This window comes from Bartonella sp. CR84HXZ (assembly GCF_042194535.1).
In the GTDB taxonomy this organism is placed as follows: Bacteria; Pseudomonadota; Alphaproteobacteria; order Rhizobiales; family Rhizobiaceae; genus Bartonella; species Bartonella grahamii.
In genome coordinates this window covers 41,502-57,437 of record NZ_JBHIMY010000009.1, presented here as the reverse complement: position 1 = coordinate 57,437, position 15,936 = coordinate 41,502, and the positions used below count along the sequence as shown (strand labels likewise).

General features: G+C 34.2%; 13 protein-coding genes. 4 read left to right on the top strand and 9 right to left on the bottom strand.

Annotation, left to right across the window (positions count from 1 at the left end):
* Nucleotides 1-7 precede the first annotated feature (7 nt).
* Nucleotides 8-820 (bottom strand): phosphatidylcholine synthase, encoded by an 813-nt coding sequence (gene pcsA, locus ACFIKD_RS05645; protein ID WP_375636099.1) that lies wholly within the window; start codon nt 818-820, stop codon nt 8-10.
* Nucleotides 821-1,002: 182 nt separating this feature from the next.
* Here pcsA and ACFIKD_RS05640 point away from each other — a divergent pair, with 182 nt between their 5' ends.
* From ACFIKD_RS05640 to ACFIKD_RS05625, 4 genes are all read left to right on the top strand, one after another.
* Entirely contained in the window at nt 1,003-2,229 is a 1,227-nt protein-coding gene (locus ACFIKD_RS05640; RefSeq protein WP_375644827.1) for a UbiH/UbiF family hydroxylase, read from the top strand.
* A gap of 325 nt (nt 2,230-2,554) precedes the next feature.
* Nucleotides 2,555-2,899 carry a hypothetical protein gene (locus tag ACFIKD_RS05635; protein WP_015856389.1) on the top strand — a complete coding sequence of 115 codons (345 nt, stop codon included), beginning with the start codon at nt 2,555-2,557 and terminating at the stop codon, nt 2,897-2,899.
* Nucleotides 2,877-3,233 carry a hypothetical protein gene (locus tag ACFIKD_RS05630; protein WP_375644829.1) on the top strand — a complete coding sequence of 119 codons (357 nt, stop codon included), beginning with the start codon at nt 2,877-2,879 and terminating at the stop codon, nt 3,231-3,233. The genes ACFIKD_RS05635 and ACFIKD_RS05630 overlap by 23 nt, the downstream gene beginning before the upstream one ends.
* A 213-nt stretch (nt 3,234-3,446) precedes the next feature.
* Nucleotides 3,447-3,974, top strand: coding sequence for a superoxide dismutase family protein (locus ACFIKD_RS05625; protein ID WP_375644830.1), 528 nt, complete (start codon nt 3,447-3,449; stop codon nt 3,972-3,974).
* A gap of 572 nt (nt 3,975-4,546) precedes the next feature.
* Here ACFIKD_RS05625 and ACFIKD_RS05620 read toward each other — a convergent pair.
* From ACFIKD_RS05620 to sufB, 8 genes are all read right to left on the bottom strand, one after another.
* Nucleotides 4,547-5,485 (bottom strand): COG2958 family protein, encoded by a 939-nt coding sequence (locus ACFIKD_RS05620; protein WP_375647443.1) that lies wholly within the window; start codon nt 5,483-5,485, stop codon nt 4,547-4,549.
* A 442-nt stretch (nt 5,486-5,927) separates the two neighbouring features.
* Complete coding sequence (locus ACFIKD_RS05615; protein ID WP_375647442.1) at nt 5,928-8,678, bottom strand: DEAD/DEAH box helicase; 2,751 nt, start codon at nt 8,676-8,678, stop codon at nt 5,928-5,930.
* Nucleotides 8,679-8,700: 22 nt separating this feature from the next.
* On the bottom strand, nt 8,701-10,341 hold the full coding sequence (locus ACFIKD_RS05610; RefSeq protein WP_375647440.1) for a site-specific DNA-methyltransferase: 1,641 nt from the start codon (nt 10,339-10,341) through the stop codon (nt 8,701-8,703).
* 83 nt (nt 10,342-10,424) lie between these two features.
* Nucleotides 10,425-10,826: an SUF system Fe-S cluster assembly protein gene (locus ACFIKD_RS05605; protein ID WP_375647439.1), complete on the bottom strand. Its 402-nt coding sequence runs from the start codon at nt 10,824-10,826 to the stop codon at nt 10,425-10,427.
* Entirely contained in the window at nt 10,819-12,063 is a 1,245-nt protein-coding gene (locus ACFIKD_RS05600) for a cysteine desulfurase (protein ID WP_375647438.1), read from the bottom strand. The genes ACFIKD_RS05605 and ACFIKD_RS05600 overlap by 8 nt, the downstream gene beginning before the upstream one ends.
* 10 nt (nt 12,064-12,073) lie before the next feature.
* On the bottom strand, nt 12,074-13,336 hold the full coding sequence (sufD, locus tag ACFIKD_RS05595; protein ID WP_375647437.1) for a Fe-S cluster assembly protein SufD: 1,263 nt from the start codon (nt 13,334-13,336) through the stop codon (nt 12,074-12,076).
* Nucleotides 13,337-13,347: 11 nt separating this feature from the next.
* Nucleotides 13,348-14,103 carry a Fe-S cluster assembly ATPase SufC gene (gene sufC, locus ACFIKD_RS05590; RefSeq protein ID WP_015856380.1) on the bottom strand — a complete coding sequence of 252 codons (756 nt, stop codon included), beginning with the start codon at nt 14,101-14,103 and terminating at the stop codon, nt 13,348-13,350.
* 159 nt (nt 14,104-14,262) lie between these two features.
* Nucleotides 14,263-15,774, bottom strand: coding sequence for a Fe-S cluster assembly protein SufB (gene sufB / locus ACFIKD_RS05585; RefSeq protein WP_015856379.1), 1,512 nt, complete (start codon nt 15,772-15,774; stop codon nt 14,263-14,265).
* Nucleotides 15,775-15,936: the final 162 nt, after the last annotated feature.

The window sequence follows — 15,936 nt, the reverse complement described above, 5'->3', positions numbered from 1 at the left end:
CAACTATTTATTGTTTTTTTATATTTTTTGCCCCAAGTTGAGGAAATATTTGCATGATTGCGCCAATACAATATATATAAAATCCTGTTACTGAAATTCCTATTTTAACCCAAGAGGGAGCCTCTAGTTGATAAAAGAATGCAGAAACACCAAAAAAACACCATAAGAGAAAAATTGGAAAATTAACTCTGCGTAAACGAAGGACTCTTACTGGATGGATAAAATAAATTGGCAAAAAAGATATAATCGCCGATAAAACAATAATGATAAAAGTAATCCACTCTCCCGGTCTTACGACAAAAAGCGTAAAAATCATCATATTCCAAACAACAGGAAATCCTTTAAAAAAGTTTTCTTTGGTTTTCATGCTAGTATCTGCATAATAAATAGCAGATGAAATAACAATAATTGCACTCAATGAAAACGATAACCCTACCCCCATAAAACCACTTTGATAGAGTGCAAAAGCAGGAATTAAGACATAAGTCACGTAATCAATAATATTATCTAACAGCTCTCCAGACCATGTTGGAAGAACGTATTTAACATCAAGTTTGCGTGCAATTGGTCCATCTATACCATCGACGAGAAGTGCAAGCCCAAGCCAACAGAACATAGCTGTCCATTCTTTTTGAGAGGCTGATATAAGAGAAAGAAACGCTAAAAATGATCCCGAAGCTGTTAGTAAATGAACAGAAAAAGCCTTTGCTTGTGGCATTGTTACTTTTTTATGGCGTAATAATTTAGCATTTGTTTTGATTTTCTTTGTTAGTTTACGTTTCAAGGTTTTCTTATCCTCGTTTTTAAAGTCTTCAACCATCTATCAATACGCCATTTTTTGCCGATGATATAACCCAGCATTTAAAAAAATCATAAAAAGGTTACTTTTTTATATCGCATTATTTATTACATACTATAATAGAAGAGCTTCATATAATAAAAAGAGAGTGATCATTTGGAAATGTTAAAATATTTTCTCAATGGATAAAGGTTCAAATCGTTGTGATATTTGAAAAGAAAGAGCATAAAGATATTGCTGTTATTGGTGCAGGTCCTGTGGGAATGTTGTCCGCACTGAGTCTTGCACATGAGGGGTTTTCTGTTTTTCTTGTTGGCCCCCCTGCTCATACAGATGAATTACGGACAACTGCTCTTATGATGCCTGCAGTACGCATGCTTCAAAAACTCAATATTTGGAATAATATTCAAAAATATGCTGCTTCTTTATCCTACATGAGAATTGTAGATATAACTTCTAGAATTGTGCATGCTCCTACGGTGCATTTTTCTTCTGCTGAAATTGGTGAAAAAGCTTTTGGCTATAATATACCTAATGTAAAATTGAACAGTGCTTTAGTCGATGCTGTTACACATACGCCCAATATTACAAGATTTGTTTCGGCAGCCAAATCTTTTCATCACACAAAAAACCATGTATGTATTACTCTTGCTGATCATAGAGTCATTCAAGCACCACTTGTTGTTGCTGCTGATGGACGTCACTCTCTTACACGTGCCGCAGCAGGAATAAGTGTCAAACAGTGGAATTATCCACAAAAAGCACTTGTTCTCAACTTTTCTCATGAGTTTTCTCATCAAAATACATCAACCGAATTTCATACAGAACATGGTCCATTTACACAGGTTCCTTTACCAGGGCGAAGATCTAGTCTTGTATGGGTTGTTCATCCTTCTCGTGCTGAGGAATTGTTGAATATAGAACCAAAAGAAATTGCAAAAATGATCGAAAACCAAATGCAATCAATGCTTGGAAAGCTAAGCTTAGAAACATCAATTCAAGCATGGCCGCTTTCAGGACTTCTTTCTTATCATTTTGCTGCTAATCGAACAATTTTAGTGGGTGAAGCCGCTCATGTTTTCCCCCCTATTGGGGCACAGGGATTGAATTTAGGATTCCGTGATGTCCAAACTTTGATTGATATTTTACTCAATAAAATGTCCAATTCTAACTCTGAAATGATTGTTGCGCATTATAACAAATGCCGCAAACCAGATATATTAATCCGAAGTGGAGCTGTTCATACACTTAACTCTGCTCTACTTTCTCATATGTTGCCTGTTCATATGATACGAAGCGTTGGGCTTGGTTTGTTACATAGTTTTTCACCATTACGTAATTTATTTATGCGCGAAGGAATGTATCCCGGTTGTGGATTCAAGGAAATTATGCAAATATTTCCAACAAAATCATCTAAACAGCTCTACTGAGCAATAATGGATAATAACGTAAAATAAACAAATAATAATAAGTGAATAAGGTATCAATAACCACAGAAAAATTATTTATATTTGAGCTTTTGTAATAAAACATGTAAAATTAGTAGTACTATACATCATTTTTTATTAAAAATTATTATATATATTTAGTATACTAATATAAAATAAGAAAATAAATAATAAAAAACATTTTTATTTAATCAATAGAGTTTCAAAACTTTTTATCATTAAGTATATTATTAAAAATAAAATCATCTTGGGAACTTGTTAGTAACACAGAGGTTAATGAAGTGTTGTTTCAACAAATGGTGACAAGATGAAACTAAATAAATTTTTGAAATTAAGTATTTTTTTTATAATGATTGTATGTGTCTCGTTGACAGTCACTACTTCAATCAGTGAGGTTTTTCATCTTCCTTATTGTCAAGCCTTTACCTATAGCTCTACTCAAAATGTCACTAAAATAGGTCAGAACTCATTTACTGCTTCACAAGTTAAAAATTGTCTTATGCAAAATGGTTTTGAGAATATTAAACGATTGCGTTTAGATGACAAAGGCATCTGGCGTGCTTTAGTAAAATTTAAAAAGTCCCATTTTTTCGTATCCGTTGACTATTCAGGAACAGTTAGCATTCAAAATGAAAGAAAAAAATATGATTGATTTTAAAACTTACAGCAACGTTTTTGTTCATAGCTGTAAGGAAAAAAAATTAAAAAAGTGCTGCCATTCTATTAAAGAATTTGCTTTCATTGGCGGTTTAAATGGTAGCATATCAGGAGCTATCGCAGCAACTCTTGCAACTTATGGTTATATTGCTCTTCCAGGATTTGGTCCAGTTATCGCAATGGGTATAGGAGTAGCACTTTCTGCCGGAATGATAATAGGAACACTGATAGGATCAGGAATGGGAGGAAGTGTTGGTATATGCTGTATTTTATGGGAAATTTATATGAATCATAATAATTCTTTCTCTTGTAAATTTCATAATGAATAAAAATTTTTCGTCATTTTTTCTATGAAAAATAATTAAGTCATCAACAAATTATATGTTCTGTTTTTGATGAAATAATTATCGTGTTATAAATGAAATAATATTTCTATGTAAATTATTTTTCTTAAATTTCAATTTAATACAATCATATATATTTAATAATATAGATTATTTTTATATATAAAATTTATTTAAATATAAGTATAAAGGAATTTTATGAAAAAAATATTATTATCATTATTGGTTTTTATGGCATTTTTAATTCATAAAAATTCTGCATTAGCACTATCAACACAAGTAAATATTTATAAATTAGAATATAATAATTCAAAAAAGGCTATTGGTAGCATTAAAATTGAAGAAAACACATACGGTTTGATTTTTATCCCTAATTTATCTACTTTATCAGAAGGGATGCATGGTTTTCATATACATGTAAATCCTTCATGTGATACAAAAGATGGCATAATTGGTGGAAGCGCAGGTGGACATTATGATCCGGAACATACCGGAAAACATTTAGGACCTTATAATGTCAATGGTCATCTTGGTGATTTACCAGCACTTTATGTTGATAAGCAAGGGTATGCTATGATGAGCGTTCTTGCTCCACGATTAAAAAAAATCTCTGAAATTAAAGGGCACTCTTTAGTCATTCATTTAGGAGCAGATAATCAATCAGACAAACCATTACCGCTTGACGGAGGTGGTGCGCGTTTGGCGTGCGGTATTATTGAAAAATAAAGAGAATATTGTGGCAAACTGTGTGAATATTTTATAAGAGTAAAGTTTTTTTTGAATGTTTAATTTGGATAACAAAAAACTTAATAATAATCAAAACGAAAAACAATGAAAATTAAAGAAATAGTAGTGTATATTCTCCGTAAGAAGACTTCAATATGAGGAAGTAATATTTTCAATATTTGATGTAAACAAAGCAAGAAAATTGCATTTCACTTTCTAAAATATCAAATTTGTAATAAATTATAATTATTAAGTCTAGTATCTAATGGAATTACGCCTCACGTACAAAATAGAACGGGTCTAAAACGGAATTTTTACTCTTCCCCTACTCAAGCCCACTCATGAGATGCATGCAAACAATTTTGATTGATACAATATCAATATAAGGTGGTCTTAAAAGATTGAATGCTAGGATATTTACCCCCCTCATTTAAGTTTAAAACAAATGAATAATTATCATTATAAATCAATATATTATATCAATATAATAAGTCAAATAAAATAGTTAGAGTATTTTTTTATCACTCTGAAAAAAAGGCTTTTAAACAATAGAGTCTTTTTTAAAATACCTCTCATGGATACATATGATCCCAGTCTAGTGGACGCATCTCGCCAGTTTGATAAAATTGACGAATGAGCTTAATATAATCAAGAAAGTCTTTGTTTTCCTCCACTAGTCTATTAGCAGTATCCCAGTCAATATCACTACGTTCTTTGGCAGGAATTAAAATCTCACTCTCGGAAGAGTTTTCCTTATTAAGTCTTATAAATCCAACTCCATGCAAACTTGAAAGCATTCGAAGCTCTTTTAATGTATCAACTCCTTCAATTTCACTAGCAACTAAATAACTTAAATTAGCCCATGACGAATTACTAACTGTTTGAAAAAATGCTTTTCGTAAATTTGAACGATTGATGAGAATTTTTACTTCAAAAGACCAAAGCTTCGTTTTTTTATCAAAATATTGCAAAACACAATCTTTGATTTCACGATTCCATTCACTGCTTAAATCTTGCATTCCTACGAGATCTGGATAAAGCCATTTATTTCCGCCTGCACCATGTTTATTACGAGAACATTTCTCATTAATGCGTTTGCTATAAACTGCAAATTCTGACCATAAAAATTTAGATAATAATGGATAAAGATCATGCTCTTTAACAGAGCCATCTTCTGTTCTACTCTTTGCATTGTCCTCTATTGCATCAATTTCAGCACTATCTGTTTGTTCAGTAAAATAATATTGTCGCGGTCGTCCTTCAGTGGTTTTAATTTCTGAATAACGCTTTTGTAACTGAGGGCGTTTTGCCCCTATTTCAGCAACAATTTGCTGAATAAGAGCTGCATCACTATTAAGGGGAGTAATTATTGCCGTTGAATTCTTTTGTTTTTGACGGCATTTTTCTGGGTAATTTTCAAATATCCATTGAGCAATTTCTCGAGCTGTAAATTTTTTTGTCGGGTTTTTCTTTAAAAAATTAAAAACAGTGTTTGTTAAATTTAAAGTCATATGAAAAACTCCCCCCTTTTATCCTCTGGGTATTTCATTATATTCAGGGTTTTTAAATGAAAGAACAATAAACTATTTAAGTTTTTTTAAAAAAGCATATTTATAAAATTACCCAATGAAATTAAAATATTTTTTTAAATTTGTGACTATAAACTCAAAGATCTTTTCACATAAGGAAAGTAAGATTGTACTTTTATCAAAAATTGTAAATGTGCTAAAAATCCCCATAAAAAATCATAATCTTGTGTAACTTTTCTATACATTTTTCCTTTTATTTTAATGTTGTTAGAAAAAATATTAATTTTATGATTTAAGAACCCATTAATACTTTTAAATTAATGATGCGATAGTGCAAAAAATTAAAAATAATTATTCAAACATTTGATTGAACCTCACATTCGTCAATTAAAAAACTTATGTGTTCTATTTTTGACGCAAAAAGTTATGAGCTCTCAAGTATAGATTCTGCAATGGTAAACTCTGCACACAAACCTCCAAAACTACTATTTGCTTTAATAGCATCATGGGGAATAAGAATATAATACCATTTTTTACCGCCAGAAGTAGCCGCATAGCGCGTTGCATGACAACACCATTGAACTGCAGCTTCTCTCTTTTTTAACACAATAGGATTTTGCATTTCAGAGGCTTTTTTAGGCTCACAAAGATATTTGGCATCCTTCGTTTCTACAACAAAGTCCGGTTCATAGATTGATCCTTTATCATATTCTATCTTGAAAAAACCTCGAGCGGGTTTCATCCATTTCAATACTTGTACATCATCCTCTAATATTTGAGCAAATCGTAATTCCCCTTCTACTGAATCAAACTTTTGTAAAGGATAACAACATTTTCTAAAGCCGCTGAATACAAGTTTTTTAATATCGCTTTTAATCGCAGGAATATTACGAAAATCAAGAGGAGACGTCCCTTGCGGCAACACATAATGGATAGGTGTTAAAGTTGTAAAACCTCGTGTCACTTTAACCTCATAATCTTTTTGCGTTTCCCATTGATGTTCTCTTAATTGCGTAACAATAAAATTAGTAAGCTTATTCTGATAGTGAATTAATACGTTTTCAACAGCTGTATCATTGGGTAAATAAGATCGGAAATGTTCTACCATCTGACCAGCTAATTTTCGTAATAAGAGCGTATGGCTATCATAATCGATAAAATCATTATCAATTAAACCACGAATGATGTAGTTTTCAAGGTAAGGCTCTTTGACATATTCATTCTTAGAAGTGAGAAAAATACTTTTATGGGTACGCAATTCTCGAATTAAAAGTTCTTTACTAACAGGTTGCAAATTTAAGCTTTCTAGATTTTTCAAATCGAAATCAGAAAAACCATAAGTCACGTCACGCGAAGGTATGAATACAATATTGGGAATATCTATCATCAATTCTGCTAATTCTTTTGTCAAAATTGTAACCACTTTTGATACAAGAGACTTTTGTGATGAAGGCTTAATATTCATAACTTTATTAGCAATTTTTTCTTGTATCGGTGCAGAATAAAGCATTTGAGAACTTGGCAATTTATCATTCTCTTTGATAAGATCCCACGCGATCGCTGCAATTTCTTGCTCTTCAGGCGTTAATGTAGGGGAATCTGTATTACGTAATATGATACCTTGTAAATCAGATGCTCCATTTATATCGGAATTACGTGTTACCATCGTTTGCATCAATAAAGCTTCTACTTGACATGGAACCGTCACAATATCTGACTTTTCAGAGGGTACATCCCCCCCTCTTCCAATCTCAATATGCTTTTTTATAATTGAGTTTGGATCGTTTGCACGATCAATAATATCTTGAAAACGATCATGCGCAATAATTGTTAAACGATCAATAGATTCCACGCCTGTTCTATACCCATAAGGCAAACGCAATCCGCGCCCAATTGTTTGCTCTGTTAAAATTTCTGAAGCCGATGCACGCAACGGTACAATAGTATAAAGATTCGTAACATCCCACCCCTCCTTTAATTTATTAACGTGAATAACAATTTCTGTTGGTTCATGAGAATCTTCAATTGCAATAAGCTTTTGAATATTTTGGTCTTCTTCTATATTCGACTGTTTTGTATGAATCTCTAAAATTTTTCCCTTATAGGTACCTGAAAAAAAATCATCTGATTCCAATAAATTCCGTAGTTTTTGTGCATGAGTTGTATCTTGAGCGACAACTAAAATAAAAGGCTTAATGAACTTTTTGTTATAATCTTTGGCATAGGCAACTAAATCTGCTTTCACATTTTCATGGGCATGAATTGCATCCTGTAATTTGATATGTTCTAATTGCTCAGATGTATAATTTTGAGGTTGAAAATCTTTACGCGTAGCAACAGCAGGCTCTTTTACAAAACCATCCCTCATAGCCTCTGCAAGTGAATAGCTGTAAACAACATTTTTAAAATCTACGGGTTTTGCACCTATTGTTTTTGGTGTCGCTGTAAGCTCTATTCCTAAAACAGGTTTTAACTCATTAATTGCCGTCGCACTAGCGCAAGCACGATAACGGTGTGCTTCATCCATTAACAAAACTAAATCAGGAAGATTTGCGAGATAATCAAAATAACTTTCGCCAATCGTTTCTTGTAAGCGTTTAATTCGTGGAATACTGGATTTTAATGCACCTTTTTTGTTATCTGTTGTATTAATTTTAGAAATATTAAAAATATTGATAAAGGCCGTGTCTCTATTCTCAAACAAACGCTTTTGTCCTTGAACGTGGTGTTCATCAACGCGAATACCTTTACCACTTTCATAATCGTCACCTGTAATAATAACGGGTCTATTGGCAATGAATTCACTTATTCCACTAAAGACATACTTTGGGCTTTGGGGACTAAAATCCTGTTTTAACTTTTCATAAATAGTCAAATTTGGCGCTAAAATAAAAAAATGGCGACTGCGACCTGTTAAATAAAGATAGCTGATAAAAGCCCCCATAAGTCGCGTTTTCCCAACACCCGTTGCTAAGGCAAAACAAAAAGAGGGAAAGTTTCGTTCAAAATCTTGTACAGAAGGATAAAGATTTTTTATCACTTCTAACTCTGCAACCAAATCAGCATTTTTAGAAAGCTCTATATTTTCTAAGATTTTTACCAAAATATTTAAAGATTCACGTTGAGGATCACGTAACGATAAGCGAGCAGAAATCCTTTTTTCAACAGTGTTCATGAAAAACTCCGCTTTTTATATACTATTCAAATAAATCTAATTCTGCTTGCGCAATATCTTTATTTTTGTTGTTTTCTTTTACCACAATCACTGGTTCAAGATTGGCTACATTTAAACTGTAATCATCCCTTCCCCATTCGCATTTTTCTAATACTGCACGGGGGATTTTAGTGAGTGTCAGATTTTCAAAGGATGCTGATTTTGTATCAAAGGCTGTCCCACAAATCAGCAACGTGCGGTGAGAGCCTACCTCTTCACTCATTATACGGAGTTGTTCATGGGTCATAGCGCTTGTTGTGACATAAATATAATCTGTCTCGGTTGAATACCCTTGCATCCAATAATGATTTTCATCAGGTGCGTAGGTAAATCCCATATGTTTGCACATTGCTTCTGAAAGCATCGCAGCATTATATTCGCGACTAATAATCCATTGTCCCCATGGATCTTTTTGTAACAGAGAAGGTGCAAGGCGATAATAGCGAAATCCACCGCCACCTTGCCAATTGACACTTTTGGAAATTCCCCCTTGATCAGTTCCATCAATGACTTGTTTTAAACGAGGGATAATGTGGGTGTGACAATGTTCACCAAGTTCAATCATAATCCACTTTCTTCCCATTTTATGAGCAACAGCACCGGTTGTGCCAGAACCAGCAAAAGAATCCAGTACAAGATCACCAGGATTAGTGGCAAGTTGAATAATGCGTTCCATTAAACGCTCAGGTTTGGGAGTTGTAAAGACACTATCAGAATTAAAAATTTTGACTTCTCTTTTGGCATCTTGGTTGTGTCCCACTTCTGTGTAGGGCCAAATCGTCATTGAAACCATACCATTTTTTACTTCTGATAAAAAACGCTTAATACGTGGCACTCCATTATTATCTGTTCCAAACCAAATACGATTATCTTTCAATAATTCAAAGAATTTTTTTTCATTTATAGCCCAACTTCTACCATTAGGAGGCATCACCTTGCGTCCAGAAGGTGTGATGATTTCATAAATATCCTTAGGCGTTACTCTTTTTACGGACAAATCTCCAGATTGCCATAACCCACGCGGATCATTATCAGGATTTTTATAGCGCGCATCCATATCGCTTGAACGAGGAAGCAATTGAGGGCGCCAAATCGTTTTATCTTTGGCATAAACTATCACGAAATCATGATTGTCTGAAAGCCACTTTGCATCATTCTGCGGAGCAAATTTTTTTTGCCAAATAATGTTGTTGATGAAATTTTGGCGACCAAAAATTTCATCCATCATCACTTTAAGATAAGCTTGTTCATCATCATCAATGGAAATCCAGATACTTCCATCATCCGCCAGTAAATGATGTAACAATTCTAGCCTGTCTCTCATAAGACTTAGCCATATGGAATGCTCTAAACCATCTTCATAATGTTCAAAAGCATTACCTGTATTATAAGGCGGATCGATATAGATACATTTTACCTTCCCCATATATTCTTGTTCAAGCGCTTTGAGTGCGAGCAAATTGTCACCAAAAATAAGTTTATTATCAAAAATATCTTGGGATGATATTTGATGCGAAGCGTGATAAGATTTTTCAAGATCTTCTAATAAGATACGAGGCTCTAGTTTTGGGCGTTTTTCTTTTCCAATCCAGTTAAGTTCTAATTTTTGTTTATTATAACTCATGCGATTGTCCTTAAATTTAAACGCTTGTGAAAAGTAAACAGCTTATTCATGAATGGCTAAATTAGAGTCTCTTAACAATATTTTTAGTACCATCCGACAGCAATTTGAGCTTCTTCTGACATACAATCAGGTGTCCATGGTGGATCAAAAGTCATAGTGACTTCAACATACGAAACCCCTTCAACTGCACTGACTGCATTTTCTACCCACCCCGGCATTTCACCAGCAACAGGACATCCCGGTGCTGTAAGAGTCATTTCAATTTTTACTGAACGATCATCTTCAATATCAATACGATAAATCAGTCCTAGCTCATAAATATCAGCAGGAATCTCTGGGTCATAAACTGTTTTGAGAGCAGCAATAATATCATTCGTCATACGATCAATTTCATCTGCTGGAATTGCTGATATATAAGATTTTTTATTTTCGCTTATAGTTTCAACAGATTCTGTAGAATGACGCTTTTCAATTGATTCAGCCATTAAAAAATGTCCTTGTTTCTTTCAATGCTTCTACTAATTGATCTACATCTTCTTGAGTGTTATACATGGCTAACGATGCCCGACAAATAGATGTTAGACCAAAGCGCTGTAATAAAGGCTGTGCACAATGAGTTCCCGCGCGTATTGCAACTCCTTTTCTATCAATAAACATAGCGATATCATGGGCGTGAATCCCTTCAATTGTAAATGATATAATAGCTCCTTTATTGGGAGAATGACCATAAATACGCAATGACTCAACCATTTTAAGTTTTTCCTGCGCATAAGCTAAAAGGGACCTCTCATGGGCATGAATCGTGCTACGACCTTTCTCTTGTATATAATCAATAGCTGCAGTTAATCCAATAGCTTCAACAATAGGAGGAGTGCCTGCTTCAAAACGGTAAGGAGGAGCATTATAAAAAACCTTATCGGTTGTTACCTCCTCGATCATTTCCCCTCCCCCTTGAAAAGGACGCATTTCTTCTAATCTATCTTCCTTACCATACAAAACACCAATACCGGTGGGACCATAAAGCTTATGACCTGTAAAGACATACCAATCACAATCGAGATCTTGCACATCAACGGTTAAATGTACTGCTCCTTGAGAACCATCAACAAGAACAGGAATAGAATTTTGATGTGCGAGCTTAATAAGCTCTTTAACAGGAGGTACAGTTCCTAATATATTGGACATATGCGTAATAGCAACAAGCCGCGTTTTTTCGCTTAAAGCCTTTTGGAAATCTTCAATGTGCAGAACACCATTTTCATCTACAGGAACAAAAATAAGTTTCACACCTTTTTGTTCACGGAGAAAATGCCAAGGAATAATATTTGAATGATGTTCCATGATCGTTAGAACAATCTCATCACCTTCTTTGAGTTTGGGCATAGCCCAACCATAAGCAACGGTATTAATAGCTTCTGTTGCATTTTTCGTAAAAACAATTTCTTCAGCTTTTTGAGCATTTAGAAAAACACGAACGGTTTCACGAGAATTTTCATATGATTGTGTTGCTATGTTGGCTAAAAAATACATTCCCCTATGCACATTAGCATAACTATAGTGATAATAATTATTCATTGCATTGAGTACTGACATTGGTTTTTGGGCAGAAGCACTACTATCAAGATATGCTAATCGCTTTCCATAAACTTGATGGTGCAAAAGAGGAAAATCACGCCGAATTTCTTCGACATTATAAGTAAATGTTTTTACGTTATTTTCCATTTTTTTTACCTTAAACATTTTTTGCAAGCCATTTACTAATGATATTCTCCAAAGCAATTTGAATATTATCTTGCTTGATCTCATCAATGAGCTCAGAGATAAATCCTTTAATCAAAAGTGCACGCGCCGTTTTAAATGGGATACCACGCGCCATAAGATAAAAAAGATAATCATGATTAATATTAGCAACTGTTGCACCATGACCGCATGCAACATCATCAGCAAAAATCTCCAGTTCAGGCTTTGCATTAAATTCTGCATCATCTGAAAGAATAAGGCTATTACAAGCCATGCGTGCATCTGTTTTTTGCGCTTTTTGAGACACACGTATTATTCCTTGGAAAACACCAACAGCCTTATCTGTAACCACATTGCGTATAATTTCGGTTGATGTTGATTTTTCTTCCACGTGACGAACAGTCATTGTAAGATCACTATGTGTTTGTCCTGATAATAAATTTATAACGCGTAATTGAAAATCAGATTCTTCTCCCTGTAATTCAATATCGACTTCTTGGCGATTTAATTGGCTCCCTATATTAATGACATAAAGTGATAACTTCGCTCTTTGATCAAGAACAGCACAAAATCGACCAAATTGTGTAGAATTAAAATCACGATTGCGAATGAGAATCCACGTAACATCGCTATCAGCAGCAACATTTAATGAAAATATTGAACTGATAAAGGTATCTTTATCATTGCCAATCTGATGTTCAATAAACATAACTTGACTATTTTTATCAACTTTTATATCCGAAAAAATATGAGACTGTCCCCCCATTTGTATATTTTGTAATTCAATGGGTATATTTAACTTTGTATTTTCAGGGATGTGAAAAAGCCAACCATCTGTAACAAAAGCTGTATTTAACTGTCCAATAAAATCCTCATCAGAAATGTTTTGATTTATCTGTACAGAATTATCTTCTAATGCGTCTAAAAGGCGTTTTACTGTAATATTGTCTACCTTTGACTCTATCGATGTTTTTCCATTGTTTATGGAGAAAACAGCACTTTCTGAAAGCAATGCATCAACCAATTGATTGTCTTGAACTTGTGAAAAGTTGCTAATAGATTTCAGTAAGGTACGCAGATTGGTATAATGCCAGCTTTCGATTTTACGGGAAGGAAGCCGTGTTGTTTGAAACTGCTCAATAGTTTTCTTGCGGATTTCCTGTACAGCTTTATCACCAGGTAAGTCGTTTACACACTGATTGAAATTACTGAGTATATTTTCTTCAACTGCTAACAAGTTTTGCTGTGTATTCATATTCAATAACCTCAAACCGCTTCCCTGATAAGATCAGCATACCCATTTTGCTCTAAATAAAGCGCTAAGGATTTATCTCCGCTTTTAATAATTTGTCCTTTATAAAGAACATGTACCGTGTCAGGAATAATATAATTAAGCAGCCGTTGATAATGGGTAATCACCAAAAATGAACGTTTTGAATCCCGAAGTTTATTAACACCATCTGCAACAATTTTTAATGCATCAATATCTAAACCAGAATCCGTTTCATCTAAAATGCAAAGTCTAGGTTCAAGAAGTGCCATTTGTAAAATTTCAGCGCGTTTTTTTTCTCCACCTGAAAAACCTACATTTAATGGACGCTTTAGCATATCCATATCTATTTCAAGTTTGGCTGAAACTTCTTTAACACATTTTATAAATTCAGGAATTTTAAGCTCTTTGTCACCACGCGCTTTGCGTTGAGAATTCATCGCAACTTTTAAAAATTCCATCGTTGCTACCCCTGGTATTTCCATTGGATATTGAAATGCAAGAAAAACACCATATGTAGCACGTTCTGCTGGATCCATTTCTAAAAGCGATTTTCCATTATAGAGAATATCTCCTTCTGTTATTTCATAATCATCACGACCAGCAAGCAAATAAGACAAAGTTGATTTTCCGGCTCCATTTTGTCCCATGATAGCGGCAACTTCTCCATCTTGAACTGTCAAGTTTAAACCACGAATAACTTCTGTATCGGTCCCAGCAATACGGGCGTGCAAATTTTTTATCTCTAACATAATTTAATCCTGTTTTGGCTGTTTTTCAGATACCAATGCGTATTATTTTGCCTTAGCATCCATCTACTTTTGTAATTACCATAGAGGTCATTTTTAGCATTATTTGCTACTGTTACAGCCCTTTTACATCAAGTCTTCTATTTATCTAATTACAATAAATTATCCAACACTACCTTCAAGGCTGATACCAATAAGCTTTTGTGCTTCGACAGCAAATTCCATGGGAAGTTTTTGAATGACCTCTTTTACAAAACCATTTACAATTAATGCGATAGCTTCTTCTTCGGGAATTCCTCTCTGCATAACATAAAAAAGTTGGTCATCAGAAATTTTTGATGTTGTGGCTTCATGTTCAAACTGAGCTGTTGCATTTTTTGCTTCAATATAAGGAACTGTATGCGCACCACAATCATTTCCGATTAACAAACTATCACATTGCGTAAAATTACGCGCATTTTGTGCTTTTCGATGTGCTGTAACTTGTCCTCGATAAGTGTTATTTGAAAAACCTGCAGAAATGCCCTTGGAAATAATACGACTGGATGTATTTTTTCCCAAATGAATCATTTTTGTACCGGAATCAATTTGTTGATGACCGTTTGCAACAGCAATAGAATAAAATTCTCCACGCGCATTATCACCACGGAGTAAGCAGGATGGATATTTCCAAGTAATCGCAGAACCAGTCTCAACTTGTGTCCATGAGATTTTAGAGCTATCACCTCGACAATCTCCACGCTTCGTCACAAAATTATAAATACCGCCCTTTCCATCTTTATCGCCAGGATACCAGTTTTGTACTGTAGAATATTTAATCTCTGCATTTTTAAGGGCAATAAGTTCAACGACAGCCGCATGAAGTTGGTTTTCATCACGTTGGGGTGCTGTACACCCTTCAAGATAAGAAACATAGGAATCTTCAGCGGCGATAATCAATGTTCGTTCAAATTGGCCAGTGTTGCGTTCATTAATCCTAAAATAAGTTGAAAGCTCCATAGGACAACGAACCCCTTTGGGAATATAAACAAATGAACCATCTGTGAAGACAGCTGCATTTAAGGCCGCATAATAATTATCACTTATAGGTACAACTGTTCCTAAATATTCCTTAATAAGCTCAGAATGTTCAATAATCGCCTCTGAAATAGAACAAAAAATCACACCAGCACGTGCCAGCTCTTTTTTGAATGTTGTTACAACAGAAACAGAATCAAAGACTGCATCAACAGCCACCTGCCCCGATACAGACATACTGTCATCGAAAGTAGAGGGATCAGACTGTTTTCTTACTCCTGCCAAAATCTCTTGTTCTTTAAGGGGAATGCCAAGTTTTTCGTACGTTGCTAATAACTCAGGATCCACTTCATCCAAAGATTTTGGTCCTGTATGATTTTTTGGAGCAGCATAATAATAAAGCTCCTGAAAATCAATTTTAGGATATTCAAGACGCGCCCAATGAGGCTCTTGCATTGTCAGCCAACGTCGGTAAGCTTTTAAGCGCCATGTTAGCATCCATTCAGGCTCATGTTTTTTAGCAGAAATAAATTTGATAATATCTTCATTTAAGCCTTTTGGAGCTTTATCTGTTTCAATATTGGTTTCAAAACCATATTTATATTGGTCAACATCTATTTCACGTACTTGGCGTATTGTTTCTTGTACTGCCGGCATCAATTTTCTCCATTTTTTGGCGTCAAAAACCGGTAACTATTGGCGTCAAAAACCGGTAACTAAAAGTCTTGTTTTTTTACAAGATTAAAGTAGCAAGTTATTTCCTAGGCTATAGGTAAAGTGCAAAAATTTCAATCAAACTTATCTTATTTTTAAAATAAT

Excerpts from the sequence above, each read along its gene's own strand:
- pcsA (WP_375636099.1), bottom strand. The coding sequence starts at position 820 with ATGGTTGAAGACTTTAAAAACGAGGATAAGAAAACCTTGAAACGTAAA.
- ACFIKD_RS05635 (WP_015856389.1), top strand. The coding sequence starts at position 2,555 with ATGAAACTAAATAAATTTTTGAAATTAAGTATTTTTTTTATAATGATT.
- ACFIKD_RS05630 (WP_375644829.1), top strand. The coding sequence starts at position 2,877 with ATGAAAGAAAAAAATATGATTGATTTTAAAACTTACAGCAACGTTTTT.
- ACFIKD_RS05625 (WP_375644830.1), top strand. The coding sequence starts at position 3,447 with ATGAAAAAAATATTATTATCATTATTGGTTTTTATGGCATTTTTAATT.
- ACFIKD_RS05620 (WP_375647443.1), bottom strand. The coding sequence starts at position 5,485 with ATGACTTTAAATTTAACAAACACTGTTTTTAATTTTTTAAAGAAAAAC.
- ACFIKD_RS05615 (WP_375647442.1), bottom strand. The coding sequence starts at position 8,678 with ATGAACACTGTTGAAAAAAGGATTTCTGCTCGCTTATCGTTACGTGAT.
- ACFIKD_RS05610 (WP_375647440.1), bottom strand. The coding sequence starts at position 10,341 with ATGAGTTATAATAAACAAAAATTAGAACTTAACTGGATTGGAAAAGAA.
- ACFIKD_RS05605 (WP_375647439.1), bottom strand. The coding sequence starts at position 10,826 with ATGGCTGAATCAATTGAAAAGCGTCATTCTACAGAATCTGTTGAAACT.
- ACFIKD_RS05600 (WP_375647438.1), bottom strand. The coding sequence starts at position 12,063 with ATGGAAAATAACGTAAAAACATTTACTTATAATGTCGAAGAAATTCGG.
- sufD (WP_375647437.1), bottom strand. The coding sequence starts at position 13,336 with ATGAATACACAGCAAAACTTGTTAGCAGTTGAAGAAAATATACTCAGT.
- sufC (WP_015856380.1), bottom strand. The coding sequence starts at position 14,103 with ATGTTAGAGATAAAAAATTTGCACGCCCGTATTGCTGGGACCGATACA.
- sufB (WP_015856379.1), bottom strand. The coding sequence starts at position 15,774 with ATGCCGGCAGTACAAGAAACAATACGCCAAGTACGTGAAATAGATGTT.